This window comes from Reichenbachiella sp. (genome assembly GCF_033344935.1).
GTDB lineage: Bacteria > Bacteroidota > Bacteroidia > Cytophagales > Cyclobacteriaceae > Reichenbachiella.
The window spans coordinates 2325337-2339589 of the sequence record NZ_JAWPMM010000001.1; the positions used below are offsets into that span (position 1 = coordinate 2325337).

Sequence of the window (14253 nt, forward strand, 5' to 3'; positions counted from 1 at the left end):
TATAGTTGAGATTATCGCTTCGAGGTACTAAAATATATCCTGACCTGTAATGCTGAGCTCCCATTTGTCTGCCAGGTGAGCCACTTCTTGAATCGCATTCTTGAGATATTCATCAGAAATGGAATCGACCGGTGATCTAGATTCTACTTTTAGGAAGTCATTGACAATAGTAAACTTGCCATAGGTAGATCTGTGGTTTTCTTCGAGCAATTCTTTAAATCTTAGATTATCCTCGGCCACACATACTTTAGATGATATTGAGATAAGGTTATTCTCAAGATCTATTTCACCCACTACAGCTTGCTGACGATCCATGTCAAGAGGCACAACGATAACCGATCTCTGGTCATCGTACTCAGAAAAGTTGCCTTTGATTTCTTCGGCGTAGGTCTTCATGAAATTATTCAATTCCATCGATAAGCGGTTTTAATTTTCTTATCTAAAAGTAATCATAATAAAGGGTTAGTAGAAGTCTAAATTAGGAATATTTTAGATTTCTTTTGATGCTTTCGCTTCTTCGGAAGTACTTTCTCTTTTAGAAATATTCTTTTTTCTGTTGTCAGAAAGAATTTGGTTTAGTTGATCAAAGCTTTTGATATATTGAAGGCTAAAACCAGTTTCGAAATTACTTTCATCGAGTTGGGAATTAATATCGTCTAAATCTGATCGGCTGTACATTTTCACTCTGAATCTACCATCTTCGGTTAGTAAATATTCCACGGTCCAATCGCCAATAATTGTACTTACATCCCCTTTAGTTTCTTGATTAGGCAAACTACCACCTCTTGTGACACGGAGTCTACCATCAAGAAAGGTGTATGATAATCTCAATTGAAATGTATTGTAGGCATCGTCTGATAAACCTGCCAAATCTACATCCACTTCTAAATTTTCATCGACCTGGGTGGCCCAATAGCTCAATTGGTTCGAAACGAATTCACTCAAACTGTTACCTAAGGTCTGACTGTTGACTTGAAAGCTGTTTTCGGTTGAAAACTTCCTTAGAATAATCAAGCTGAACACTTGTCGATTCATTTCTTGTTCATTGTTTTTCAGATTTGCCTTGAAAGCAGTAACAACCTCATCTAGTGTAACAGAGCTATTTGGTAATTGATTATTTGGAGGATAGTCCTCGATGTTAATATCAAATTTAATTTCCGGTGTCAATAAATTCCCTCTTAATTTTAGATCTACAATTGAAGGGTATTTCTTTCTAGTTTCAGGTGAGTTGAGATCGTCTGGGTCTAAGAAACGTACCATGAGGGGAGCAAGGGATGCCAGCTGTCTGTAGGATGCTGAGATGTCTAATATTGCTCTGTAAGGATCTCCATACCATGAAATGGTACTGCCTTTTTTGATGTCGAATTCTTTGTTTATAATATTATATAGAGTGAAATTATATCCTCCACTTTCAATGGTATAGTCACCGAACATCGTGAAATCCCCGTCGGTGTTAATTTGAAGTTCAATGTTGCCATTACCACGCCCCCTGATGATATCACCTGCTTGCACATCAAAAATTAACTCAACATAAGCATCAGGTGTAAATTCTAAATCAAAATCTAATTCGATACCCTTGATTTTAAGTTTTTCCTGAGTGTGTACTTCTTCTATTACTTTCTGCACATTTTGTGCGTCTTTCAAATCGACGAATTCGATGTATTCCTTTTGTTCAATTTGAGAATCGGAAGATTCCCCAAGGGGAATAGAGAGCCTGGTTCCTTTGGTTGTTTGTGCTTCGGCAGTGATTTGAATGTTGTCTATAGCTCCCAGAAAATTAATATTACCGGTGCCGTAGGCTATCCCATAATAGGCATTATTATCTGCCGCAGAAGTGTTTAGTAGCTTAAAGTTTTCAAACACTCCTTGGAAATCCAGTACCAGATTTTTAAAACCATCGTGAAAAATTCCGCCTGATAGATAGGCATTATTTTTTTCGCTGTCAGTCAAAACAAGGTTGCTTGTACTTATTTCATTTTCGTCGAAAATCAAATTACCATTGAACTGGTAACGGGTATTAAGGTAATTGACTAATAAATCCCCATTTGTTATTTTTCCTGTGCCTTTGAGAATAGGGTACGTGGGTGTGCCCAGGATGCTAAATTGCCCAGAAGCCATTCCGCCAATGTTGGTAAAGTTCTTTTTTATAAATGGTTCAGCTATTTTCAGATCTGCGCTATCGAATTTTGCTTTGAGATCAAGTTGGTTGACTTCTCTTTTAGGGAAGAAATGGCCTGAAATATCAATTTTTTTCTTTCCATTGTGAACAAGGTCAACATTCATAACCAAGCGTTCGGATTCGCTTTCCCATTTTGATATTGCAAAGAGATCACCCACCATAAAGTCCTCAATTTTCAAGGTGCGTACGATAAGATTTCCTTCAATCAAATCGTTTTCAGGTTGTCTCTTTATTTTTATTCTTCCGTCGATTGATCCTTCTACTTTATTAGCCACTAAGGACTGAATATTTTGAATATTGAAATCTTTTAAGTCTATAAATAGTGCCTCAGGAGACTTCAATGAATACATGCCTGATACTTCTAAGTTTTCAGGCCCATTGGAAGCTCTGACGCTGTTAAAAACCCATTCACCATCTTTATTGGTAATTCTATTCGATGTGTCCCAAATCCATTGTTTTCCTAAAATTTCCATGTTCGAATTTTGGAAATGAAGTTGAGTGGAATCGGTGAAAAACTTCACTGACGATTCAATTGCAAGGCTATTCGAGAATTCGGGTTGTTCTATGTTCATGGCAATGGTCATACTGTCTTTGTGCCAATTAATGTCGGTAAAGGCATTTTCTGTATGATACTTTTCTGACCATTTTTGATTATTGGACGATGCAAAAGCTGAGGCTTGCGTATTTCTGCCAAAGTAATCTTTCGCGATATTGATGTCTACATAATTTTTCGAGAGAGATACATTTTTGATTGTTAATGAATCGATTGAACCAAACAATGTAAGTCTGGATGTACTGTCTTGAATAAATGACCCTCGAAGTTTGACCTCTTTTGATATATCAAATTCTGGGTAAAATGGCTTCACGAATCTATTAAGATCCCAAAAATTTAGATCAACTTTCACATCATACTTTTCAAGCTGGGCGTCAAGTTTATTTGCATAATATAAATCAAGGTCTTCCTCATTGTTTTTAAGATTAAGCTTTATCTCTTCATAGAATTCCTTGATGGTTCTTAAGAAAACGCTATTTCTAAACTCCCCTTTCATTTCACCGGTTAGGCCGTCTGTTTCAAAATGAATAATTCGTTGTGGACCAATTAAGGAGGATAGAAATTTAACTGAATCTACATGAAGGAGTTTATCATCATATCCAATATGATTGTCGTATAATGAGATGTAGCCAACCAAATCATCCATTTTCAATCCTTTCATATCAATATCAACGAAGGACGAGAGATTGAATGCATGGTTCGTCAATCCAAGGGCATAGAGGTTGACTGTATCGAGTTTGGCTTTAATGTTGACCTTATTTCTCTGATCCTTTAGATCTACTTTGACCTCTCCGTTAAAATTAAGATTTGGATCTTTTGCTGATAGTTTACCATCAAAAAAACCCAATTTAAAATGGCCGTTGGCAGCTAAGTTTTTATAGTTATAATCCTTTATCCGTAAGGAGTCCACCCGAGCGTTTAAAAAGAAGTTTGTATTATCTATTCTGAGGCCACTGCCATTTATCTTTCCAACAAGAGTGATGTGCTTAAGGTCTTCTTGGTTGTGGAGGATACTTCTAAGGTCAAAATGCTTGAGTGTGAGAGCGCCTGTGTACCATGCCTTATTATTTTCTTTAATTTTAAAATTGATATCTGTATTTACTTGACCAATCGAAGACGTTACTTGACCATTAGCTACGAAATCTGTAAGAAATCCCATAAAACTTCCTTTAAAATCAACCTGCCCTATGTTTAAAGCCTGTTGTTGAATGTCAGGAGAAATGAAATTAGTGATATCCTTAGGGTCTACAACAGATTGCGAAATCTTAAGATTAATGAAGGTTTCTTTGATCTTTGGAAGGCCGTAAAACTCGGCGTTGCCCCCGAAATAGGTGTTCCCTTCAGATCTTATATTAAAGTTCATCACTTTGAGGCGGTTAATGGAACCAGAAACTTGGCCAGTCATCTCTAGTCCTTGGTTCACTTTAGAAAGAGCCGAGCTGAAAAGTGCAACTTCATTCGTGCTAATAACCGAATTATTTAGGTTCGCATAGAATGAAATACTGTCGGTGAAATATTTGAACTGAGAGGGGGTGTCATACTTCAAAATGATTGAATCCTTAATTAGACTTTGAGTAGTCATTAGGGTTAGCTTTGAGAAAGTCATTTGCTCTTTTGTGAAGGAAAAGTCACTAACAAATTCCCTGATATTGAGTTGACCTTTTGGATCGATAGAACTAAGATGATTAATATTCATTCCAAGGCTATCGTTGATGAAACCAAAATAAGAAACGTGTGCCTGAATAGAGTCAAAAGAAAAATGGCGATAATCTTTACCTTCTGTGGTCGGGGCAAACCTCAAGTCATTGTATGAAAATAATCCATCTTTGATAAGGATTTCATCTAGAGTCAAGGCGGTTTTTTTCTCTTTGTTTTTTCTGTTTTTCTTAAAGATGTCTTTTAGGTCTGTGATAAATCTTGAAATATTGACTTCAGTCGAATCATTTTCTTTGATTACATGAATGTATGGGCGTTCAAGTTCTAATTTGTCTGCATTCAATTTTCTATTGATTAGAAAATCGAAAAGTTTGAAATCAACTTTTATGTTCTTTACAGATATAAGTGTGCTATCGTTTTGATGGTCGTATAACCGAACATTTTGGAGTATCATGTGATCGAACCACGTGAGATTGGCATGTCCTATACTCACATCAAATCCGGTATTCTCAGCTATTAGAAAAGAGACTTTATTCAGAAATCGGGTTTGAATTTTTGGAATTTGAAATACGGAAAATATTAAAATCCCCAGAGCGACTAATAGGATAGGAAGCCACAAAAAGAGCCTAGATAGCCTTCGCCTTAATTTTGAATTTTTTTGAGAATTTTCCTTCATGAAACTACTGCTCCGCAAAAGTAATTTGGATTATTTAAACAATAATCATCGGTAATTACGGAACTTTGATTGATGGTACAAAAAATATGCCCAGATTTGTACTTTTAAGCCACAACTATTACAATCAAACAAAGTATTAAACGTGAAAAATGTTATTCTGGCTATAGAATCTTCATGTGATGAAACTTCTGCTTCTGTCTGCATAGATGGCAAGGTGATGAATAATGTGATAGCCACACAGGAGATTCATAGTAAATATGGTGGAGTGGTTCCGGAATTGGCCTCTAGGGCACATCAGCAGGCTATAGGGCCGGTGGTGAAAGAAGCTATGACGACGGCGAATGTGAAAATGTCTGATTTGTCAGCTATTGCTTTTACACAGGGACCTGGTTTGCTCGGAGCCCTGCTGGTAGGAGGTGCTTTTGCAAAATCAATGGCACTGGCACTGGATATCCCGTTGATTGGTGTACACCACATGAAGGCGCACATATTGGCACATTTTATAGAAGAACCAAAACCAAAATTTCCCTTTTTGTGCCTAACGGTTAGCGGGGGACATACTCAAATTGTGAGAGTGGATGATTATTTGGATATGACTGTTCTCGGTCAAACTACGGATGATGCAGTCGGTGAAGCATTCGATAAATGTGCTAAGCTGATGGGTTTGCCGTATCCTGGTGGCCCTTTGATTGATAAGCTGGCTAAAGAAGGTGATAAAACAAAATTCACTTTCAATGAAACATCGATGCCTGGCTTGGACTACTCTTTTAGCGGAATTAAAACAGGTTTCATGAATTTCCTAAATAGGGAAAAAATGAAAGATGCTGATTTTGTTGAGAAGAATAAGAATGATCTGAGCGCAAGTATTCAAAGACATTTGATCGATATGTTGATGGAGAAAGTAGAATTGGCAGTGAAGCAGGAGGGTGTCAGTCAAGTGGCCATTGCTGGTGGTGTTTCTGCCAATAGTGGCCTCAGAAGTAAATTAGAAGAAATGGCTGTTGAAAAAGGGTGGGAGACTTTTATTCCAAGATTTGAATATTGTACAGACAATGCTGGAATGATTGGAATGACGGCACATTATCAATGGTTGGCCGGAGATACTGCTCCGTTGTCGGTATCACCTATGCCAAGAATGAAATTCTAATTAATCTGATTCATTTTTTGATTTTAATCAGATATATTAAAAATTATAACTTTAATTTGATTGTGTAACGATGAGCAAGGGGAGATTTTCAAACCAAGTAAATATTCGAAATAAAAAGGCGAGCTTCGAGTTTGAATTTATCGACAAGTACGTTGCCGGTTTAGTACTGAAAGGCACAGAAATAAAGTCGATCAAGGAAGGTAAGGCCAGTCTGCAGGAAGCTTATTGTTATATCTCGAAAGGAGAAATGTTTATAAAAGGTATGCATATCGCTGTATATGAGCAAGGTACATTTAATAACCATGAACCATTAAGAGAGAGAAAACTGTTGTTGAACAGAGTAGAACTGGATAAAATAGATTCTAAAAGCCAAGAGAAGGGCCTAACTATTATTCCTATCAGACTTTTTGTCAATGATAAAGGGTACGCCAAATTGGAATTGGCACTAGCTAAAGGAAAGAAGATTCATGATAAGAGAGATAGCATCAAAGAGAAAGATGTGAAAAGAGAGCTAGAACGAAATCAATATTAGTATGAATGAGATGCCTAAGGGTATTTGTCGCTTGAGCGTAGTAGCCATGAGAGCCAATCCCAAAAGTGACTCTGAATTGGTATCAGAATTACTTTTCGGTGAGCATTATTCCGTGTTGGAGGTTAAGAAGGATATGGTCCACATTCAACTTCACTTCGATAATTCAGTAGGCTGGATTAGCAAGAACCAGCATACCCCAATTAGTGAAGAATACTTTGATCAGGTAAACCTCTCTGATTATAAAGTGTGTATTGACCTCAGTGGTACAATCTACTTTCAAAAAAAACATGTTCATATTCTATTCGGAAGTGTCCTTCCCATTTCTACCAATGAGTTATTCAAACTCGAGGAGCAAGTAGCCTTTAATGGCGAATCTAAGAGCCTCGCCCAAAAACGTGAGTTTGAGTTTCTTAAAGAGGTGATGAAAAAGTATTTAAACGCTCCGTTCTTATCTGGAGGAAAAACTCCGTTTGGAGTAGATTCAGGAGGATTTATTCAACAGGTTTTCAAAGTGTGTGGATATAAGTTGCCACGAACTACTGAAGAACAGATGAAGTCAGGACAGGAAGTTAGTAATTTGGATGAAATGGTTCCAGGGGATTTGGTTTTTTCCGGGACAAAAGGAGCGAGCGGTTACATATTTTTAGGTGGTGATGAATACGCTGGTGTCTATGGTGGAGAAGTCAAAAAAATAAGCTCAACCGAAGTAGGAGAAAAAGAACTTTCAGCACGTCGAATATTACTGAAGAAACTGGTTCCTGAACAGGCTTAGTCGGTTATCCCGTCGATTAAGTTTCGATTTTAGCATTTAATTGGCTATTTTCATTGCCTATTACAATTATGTAATTCAAAAACGGAGGCAATGTCAGGAAAAGTACTTGTATTGAATCAGGATTATAGCCCACTTACGGTTTGTACAGTCCAGCGCGCGTTTCTCTTAGTATTTTTGGAGAAAGCCGATTTGTTGGAGGCGGATCAAAAAGAAGAATTACATACGGTTTCAACCACCTACCCGATGCCTGCTGTCATCAAAATCAAAAATTATATTCAAGTACCCTACCGAGGAGTGGTCCTTACACGCCAAAATATATTCAAGAGAGATCATGGTCTTTGCCAATACTGTGGTGTAGACGGTGACCTAACCTTAGATCATTTGGTACCAAGATCCAAAGGAGGTAAATCTACTTGGAATAATTTGGTGACTGCTTGCAAGGCCTGTAATGCAAAAAAAGGAAATTACACGTTGGAAGAAGCTGGTTTGGTGTTAAAAAGGCCTCCATTTAAGCCTTCATATATTATGTTTTTACGCAATAATTTAGGTGCAATGAAAAAAGAGTGGGCTTCCTATCTGAATGCACCAGCTGTGGCATAATTTAAACTACTTCTTATTTCTTAGGCAATAATTTAGACTTCCCCGAGAATGGTTATATTCACTTTATAATTGAGAAAAAGTAACCAATCTGAAGTATGAAAGAGACCTTTGATATCTCAAAGATCACCAGTCCATTTTTGAACCAATGCCGATTGCAGACGGATTCCATAGCCGACAATACGATAGCCAAAGTCATTGATTCTGGATTTGAACAGCAAATCAATGAAATCTTTATGTCGATAGTTCAAAACCATAGTTTTGATAGAGAGACCTTTTCTTCGTTGGGATCTGAATTGAACAATATTTTGTTTGAATACTTCGAATCTACCTGCGATTTGCCTGAGTGGGCAGATACGGATTTGATTTTGAAAGGTGAGGGGGTCTTCGCTACTTATGGACCAGAGGTATTTATGCTCCTCAATGTGAGTTCACTCCCATTGTGCTATACCTGTGCCAAAGGAGCGCAAGTACTTTATGATACAGGAAGACTGCTGACCCATAAGGGTGATGTAGACCCGTTGGCTCGTCGATTGATGGAAACGGCACAAATGGTGCTGAATGTAATGTCTCCGGGTGGATTGGCTCTAGGAGGACAAGGTATTGTAACTACTCAAAAGGTACGTTTGATTCATGCATCCATTCGGTATTATTTAAAAAATAGGCGAGACGGAAAAAGCTGGAATGTTCAGACTTTTGGAGAACCCATCAATCAAGAAGATCTGGCCGGAACGCTAATGTCTTTTGCTCCAGTAATCCTTTCAGGGCTGAAACAACTAAAGGTTGATTTAACTCCTGAACAAATACATGCCTATATGCATTCATGGAAGGTAGTTGGCTATCTCATGGGAATTAATGAAAAATTATTGCCAGATACTTTTGATGAAGGATTTGAATTAGCAACAAAAATTCTCAAACACCAGGCAGCACCTTCAGAAGCTGGGAAGGCACTTACAAGTTCATGTATTCAGTTCGTAAACGATATGATTCCTGGGGATGCGTTTGATGAGTTGTCGGGGTATTTGATGCACACTTTTCTACAAGAGTATTCAGATGCCTGTGGTGTCGATTTGGCCAAGTGTATTGGAGTAGATCATGAAGTTGGTGCCGCAGACCATTTGGTACTGAAACTCACAAAGCTATTAGCTGGAACTATTAGCTTTTTTGAGCGAGATAATTTTGTGAATGAAATATCAAAACCTTTCAATAAGGTGTTATTGGAGGGAATTATCAAATTTTACAACAGCGGTCAGCGTACACATTTTTTAATTCCTCCTTCCTTAAAGAAAAACTGGGGTGTCTCAGATAATTAATACCTAATATGGAAACTGAAAAAAAGTTAATCGCTGGTCTGGATAAGAAAACTACCTTAGTTATTTTGATCTCATCCGGAGTGCTGGTTGGATGGTCTCTGGTTAGCTCAATAAAGTCCCTTGGGCCTATTACAGCCAGTATTATTACTTATTCCTTGTATGGGTTTTATTGGTTCTATGCGATTCGATACAAAAATCCGTTGGTCCTTCGCCTAGTCATTTTTGGGACTGTGGCGGGAATTTTAGAATTGGCTACGGATCACTATTTGGTTGAGACAATTAACAGTCTGGTTTACCCTGGCAAGGAATTGATGATATGGAGTTCTCCTGCCTATATGCCATTCGCTTGGAGCAATGTGATTTTGCAGCTTGGGTTTATTGGCGTCCTACTCACCCGAAGGTTTGGTATATTAAAAGCCTCTTTGATGCTTGGCTTGGCTGGTGGTATGTACATTCCTCTCTACGAACATCTTGCTAACAACGCAGGTTGGTGGTGGTACAAGAATAATACGCTTATGGTCTTCAACGCTCCGGTCTATGTTATTGTATGTGAGGCTTTAATATCATTGTCATTGCCTATTCTGATTCAAAATGCGGAGGAGCACTCATTGAAAAAGACGCTTTCTCTTGGGGCAATTGAAGGTATATGGATTTTGGTAAGCGCATTTTTGGCTTTTTCTATTGCTGGTTGAATATTGTTTCGTGTGTAAATTTGTTGTGTTGAAGAGGGGTAGAATGGTATTTCACATTATATTAGTGAAGAAGGTTGATTTTTTTACTAAAAGCTATGTATGAAGGTCTCTGCAATAATTGACTACTTCATCCACCCTGCCTATTTTTCTGTTCCAGACAAACTGAGAAGGGCACGTCTATTTGTTAGAGCGTGTTTGCTTACTAGTTTGTTTTCCAATGCTTACATCTGGATGAGTGTTTACTTTGAGTATCAGCTTGGGGTTCAGCTAATGGTATTCAACGTAGTTGGCTTTTTGCTACTACCTTTTTTGTCTAAAACAAAAATGCCAATTAATATTCTAGGCAATCTGTACGTACTGATCGGTGCGCTGGCAGTCTATACGCTTACTTATTTTTCTGGTGGTATTTGGTCTGCGATTTACCCGTGGATAGTTTCTATTCCGGTGTTGGCTATTCTCGTAGTAAATAGAGTTTCTGGTCTGGCTTGGGGAGGAATTTCTTATCTAGTCATGCAATGGTTTGGACTATTGGCTTTAGAAGGAGAGCAGTTACCTGTGGAGTATAATCCTGAGATGAAAACTGCTTGGTTCGTTTCTGTTTTACCTGGTTTGTTGCTCATCGTGCTGTTTATAGCTTACGTTTTCGAATCTATTCAAAGGAAAGCACTGACAGAGTTAGAAGAAAAAAATGAAATTCTTAAAAAACAAAAAGAAACGATTGGTATTCAATCGGCAGACCTTCAAAAACACGTAGAAGAAAAGGAGTATATCATAAGAATTCTAGCCCATGATCTAAAGAACCCCCTTTCAAATATTACCAGCTTGGTCCATTTGTTGAGCGTGGAGGAAAACCGAGATACCAGGGGCAAGTATGTAGAGATGATCAGTCAGTCAGCACAAAAGTCACAAAACCTGATTAATAGTGTTTTAGAGATGGAATTGTCCGATCAGCAAAGCCTGAAAATTAATTGGGAAGAGGTAGACCTCAATGAGATGTTGAGGGATATGGTGGAGCAAATGGAGATGTCTGCGCATAAGAAGCAGATTGAACTGATACTGGAAAACAGCTACGAGTCGGCCAAGGTAAAAGGTGATCGAACCTACATGCCGTTGATTTTTGAAAATTTCATTTCCAACGCACTTAAATTCTCTGAATACAATACACAGGTTAAAATTTTCATTGAAAAACAAGCGGACCTTGTGCAAGTGAAAGTGTCTGATCAAGGACCCGGTATTAATACAGAGGAGCAAGAGCAATTGTTTAAAAAATTCTCCAAATTGAGTACCCGACCTACAGATGGAGAAAGTTCATCAGGCTTAGGGCTCTCTCTCGTCAAGCGTTACGCTGAGTTGTTAAATGGTCGTGTTTGGTATGAAGGAGAAGTCGGAGTTGGTTCAACTTTCGGCGTTGAATTTCCTATGGTACAGTCCTAATAAGGTTTTTGCCCGACAAAATTACCAGGAGGATTATAATTACAGATCCAAATTACAGACCCATCACAAATCGTTCTTGCACAACCCACTTCAGTGGAATTTTTCCAAACTATTTGAGTATAGTTACCGCAAATTTTTCCAGATTCACATTTATTCTTTTTGTAGTCGTAGTTCTTTTTTTCTGCGCCCCATGAGTCTACTGCGTCGCTAATGGTGACGTAACCCACCGTTCCCTTGAATATGTTTTCACCATAGGCATTTTCACTTTGCTTGAAGATGCAGCCTTGTTTCTTTAGTTGTATAGCCCATTTGTTGGCAACTTCTGCTAATTCCTTAGAATAGCTGATGTCATCTACTCCGACTTCAGCACGCCAAAAGTTGTGTCTTTCTAACAGAAGGTCTACTTCATCTGAATCAGCCTTTTGAGCCAGTAACAAATGCGTACAAGTGATGATTATTATGAAGAGAGTAGATTTTTTCATCATGATCTATTTAAGATCAATTTACAAAAATCTACTCTTTACATTCTATAATATGGTATTGAATGTTTGACCTTAATCCACAAGCATTTGAGCAATGACTGATTCAACTTTCTCCGCCGATGGAATCATGGCAGCTTCTAAAGTTGAATTCAAAGGAATAGCTGGCATGTTTTCAGAGCCAATCGTGCGAACTGGCCCATCCAAATATTCGAAACAATTCTCTTGGATTCGAGCCGCAATACTTTGTGCGAATGTATTATTTACGGGTTCTTCCGTAACAACCAAACATTTTCCATGTGTCCGTACTGACTGATAAATGGTAGCTGTATCCAGTGGATGCAACGTTCGTAAATCAACGACTTCTACTTTTCCTTTGAATTTTTTGGCAGCATTTAACGCCCAATGAACGCCCATGCCATAGGTGATAATGGTCATTGTTTCCCCATTCTCTAAAGCTTCTGCTGAAGTCTCTAAGGCAATTCTGGCTTTACCAAATGGAATGATATAGTCAGCATCGGGTTCGACGGTTTTTGCTGCATCTGTACCCTTTACTTTAGACCAATAAAGTCCCTTGTGTTCAAACATGACTACTGGGTTAGGGTCGTAATAAGCGGCCTTCATCAGACCTTTCATATCAGCGCCTGTACTAGGATAGGCAATCTTGATTCCTCTGATGTTGGCTACAACAGACTCCACGCTGGATGAATGGTATGGTCCACCGCTACCGTATGCCCCAATAGGTACTCTCAAAATCATACTGACAGGATACTTGCCATTGGTGAGATAGCATGACCTACTCACTTCCGTGAAAAGTTGATTCAATCCCGGCCATATATAATCTGCAAATTGTACTTCTACAATTGGCTTCAAGCCAACAGCTGACATACCCACTGTGCTTCCTACAATAAAGGCTTCTTGAATCGGGGTATTGAATACTCTGTCTTTTCCGAATTTCTGAGCTAAAGTAGCAGCCTCTCTAAATACACCTCCCAAGCGATGTCCAACATCCTGACCATAAAGCAAACATTCTTCATGTTGCTCCATCAACTCCTGAACGGCAAATAATGCACTGTCTACCATCACCGCTTTTTCTTTTCCTTTTGGACTTCTTTCTCCCTTTTCTTCCGTGATTGGAGTAGGAGCATAGTCATGAGTGAATAGATCTTGTGGACTCGGATCTTCTGCTTTCAAGGCTTTGTCGTAGTGATCATCTACAAGCAATCTGGCATCTTCTTCACGATTATCAAGCTCAGATTTTTTGATACCCATGTCTTCTAACTGCTTTCTAAAGAAAGGATAAGGATCGTATTGCATATGCTCGTCCAAATCGTCACGATACCATTCTTTTCTTACCCCTGAAGTGTGGTGATTAAGAAGGGGCACTTTTGCGTGAACTAATACAGGTTTTCTTTCTTTGCGTACATACTTGATGGCTTCTTCCATAGTTTCATAGCACTTTAGGAAGTTGGTGCCATTTACCTTCATGGCTTTGATGCCTGGAAAGCCTTTAATGTATTCTGAAGCATCTCCTGATCGTATTTCACTGGCATGCGCTGAAATGTCCCACTCATTATCCTGAACCAGATAAATGATGGGTAGTTGTTTCAAGGCTGCCATTTGAAAGGCTTCGGCTACTTCACCCTCCGTTATACAGGCATCACCTAACGAACAAACTACAACCGGTGCCTCTTTGTGCTTTTCTCCAATTTTCCTCAATTCTTTGTATTGAATACCCATGGCTATGCCAGTAGTGGGAATGGCTTGCATGCCTGTCGCAGATGATTGATGTGGAATCTTTGGCTTATCATCTTCTTTCAAACTTGGGTGGGAGTAATAAGTTCGGCCTGCAGAGAATGGGTCATCTTTTTTAGCCATTAACTGGAGCATTAAATCATATGGTGTGCAACCAATAGCAAGCAATGTGGCGTCATCACGATAATAGGCTGATAGATAATCTTGCGGAAGTAATTGCATCCCAGTAGCAATCTGAATGGCTTCATGGCCGCGAGAAGTGGCATGCACATACTTGGAAACCACTTTAAAAGTTTCTTCATACTTATCAGCCAACGTTTTTGCTGTAGCCATAAGTTTATACGCTTTCAATAGATTATGCTTACTAATGTTTGTTAGTTTATTGTTCGCTTTTTTCGTAGTAGCCATTATTGGGTATTTAATGATTTATATCGAACGTCAATCCTGGTTGTTTACAGGAATGACGGA

11 protein-coding genes are annotated in these 14253 nt (G+C 38.6%); 7 read left to right on the forward strand and 4 right to left on the reverse strand.

Annotated elements, in window-relative coordinates:
• Positions 1-27: 27 nt before the first annotated feature.
• Together R8N23_RS10060 and R8N23_RS10065 are read right to left on the reverse strand one after the other, a co-directional pair.
• Complete coding sequence (locus tag R8N23_RS10060) at positions 28-414, reverse strand: hypothetical protein (RefSeq protein ID WP_318171465.1); 387 nt, start codon at positions 412-414, stop codon at positions 28-30.
• A 75-nt stretch (positions 415-489) separates the two neighbouring features.
• On the reverse strand, positions 490-4881 hold the full coding sequence (locus R8N23_RS10065) for a translocation/assembly module TamB domain-containing protein (RefSeq protein ID WP_318171466.1): 4392 nt from the start codon (positions 4879-4881) through the stop codon (positions 490-492).
• Positions 4882-5206: 325 nt separating this feature from the next.
• On the opposite strand from R8N23_RS10065, the gene tsaD reads away from it, so the two are divergent.
• From tsaD to R8N23_RS10100, 7 genes are all read left to right on the forward strand, one after another.
• Entirely contained in the window at positions 5207-6211 is a 1005-nt protein-coding gene (tsaD, locus tag R8N23_RS10070) for a tRNA (adenosine(37)-N6)-threonylcarbamoyltransferase complex transferase subunit TsaD (protein ID WP_318171467.1), read from the forward strand.
• A 70-nt stretch (positions 6212-6281) separates the two neighbouring features.
• The gene (gene smpB, locus R8N23_RS10075; RefSeq protein WP_318171468.1) at positions 6282-6743 is read left to right on the forward strand and encodes an SsrA-binding protein SmpB; all 462 of its coding nucleotides are present in this window, start codon (positions 6282-6284) and stop codon (positions 6741-6743) included.
• 10 nt (positions 6744-6753) lie between these two features.
• Positions 6754-7515, forward strand: coding sequence for an NlpC/P60 family protein (locus R8N23_RS10080; protein WP_318171469.1), 762 nt, complete (start codon positions 6754-6756; stop codon positions 7513-7515).
• A gap of 90 nt (positions 7516-7605) precedes the next feature.
• Positions 7606-8115 (forward strand): HNH endonuclease, encoded by a 510-nt coding sequence (locus tag R8N23_RS10085; protein ID WP_318171470.1) that lies wholly within the window; start codon positions 7606-7608, stop codon positions 8113-8115.
• 95 nt (positions 8116-8210) lie between these two features.
• The gene (locus tag R8N23_RS10090) at positions 8211-9425 is read left to right on the forward strand and encodes an oxygenase MpaB family protein (protein ID WP_318171471.1); all 1215 of its coding nucleotides are present in this window, start codon (positions 8211-8213) and stop codon (positions 9423-9425) included.
• Between the two features lie 8 nt (positions 9426-9433).
• The gene (locus R8N23_RS10095) at positions 9434-10117 is read left to right on the forward strand and encodes a DUF6989 domain-containing protein (protein ID WP_318171472.1); all 684 of its coding nucleotides are present in this window, start codon (positions 9434-9436) and stop codon (positions 10115-10117) included.
• A gap of 99 nt (positions 10118-10216) precedes the next feature.
• Positions 10217-11551, forward strand: a complete 1335-nt coding sequence (locus R8N23_RS10100) for an ATP-binding protein (protein WP_318171473.1) — start codon at positions 10217-10219, stop codon at positions 11549-11551.
• Here the strand turns inward: R8N23_RS10100 and R8N23_RS10105 are convergent.
• Entirely contained in the window at positions 11548-12033 is a 486-nt protein-coding gene (locus R8N23_RS10105) for a CAP domain-containing protein (RefSeq protein ID WP_318171474.1), read from the reverse strand. The two genes, R8N23_RS10100 and R8N23_RS10105, sit on opposite strands and share 4 nt — an antisense overlap.
• A 72-nt stretch (positions 12034-12105) precedes the next feature.
• Positions 12106-14193, reverse strand: a complete 2088-nt coding sequence (locus R8N23_RS10110) for a thiamine pyrophosphate-dependent enzyme (protein ID WP_318171475.1) — start codon at positions 14191-14193, stop codon at positions 12106-12108.
• Between the last annotated feature and the right edge of the window lie 60 nt (positions 14194-14253).

Excerpts from the sequence above, each read along its gene's own strand:
- R8N23_RS10060 (WP_318171465.1), bottom strand. The coding sequence starts at position 414 with ATGGAATTGAATAATTTCATGAAGACCTACGCCGAAGAAATCAAAGGC.
- smpB (WP_318171468.1), top strand. The coding sequence starts at position 6,282 with ATGAGCAAGGGGAGATTTTCAAACCAAGTAAATATTCGAAATAAAAAG.
- R8N23_RS10080 (WP_318171469.1), top strand. The coding sequence starts at position 6,754 with ATGCCTAAGGGTATTTGTCGCTTGAGCGTAGTAGCCATGAGAGCCAAT.
- R8N23_RS10085 (WP_318171470.1), top strand. The coding sequence starts at position 7,606 with ATGTCAGGAAAAGTACTTGTATTGAATCAGGATTATAGCCCACTTACG.
- R8N23_RS10090 (WP_318171471.1), top strand. The coding sequence starts at position 8,211 with ATGAAAGAGACCTTTGATATCTCAAAGATCACCAGTCCATTTTTGAAC.
- R8N23_RS10095 (WP_318171472.1), top strand. The coding sequence starts at position 9,434 with ATGGAAACTGAAAAAAAGTTAATCGCTGGTCTGGATAAGAAAACTACC.
- R8N23_RS10100 (WP_318171473.1), top strand. The coding sequence starts at position 10,217 with ATGAAGGTCTCTGCAATAATTGACTACTTCATCCACCCTGCCTATTTT.
- R8N23_RS10105 (WP_318171474.1), bottom strand. The coding sequence starts at position 12,033 with ATGAAAAAATCTACTCTCTTCATAATAATCATCACTTGTACGCATTTG.
- R8N23_RS10110 (WP_318171475.1), bottom strand. The coding sequence starts at position 14,193 with ATGGCTACTACGAAAAAAGCGAACAATAAACTAACAAACATTAGTAAG.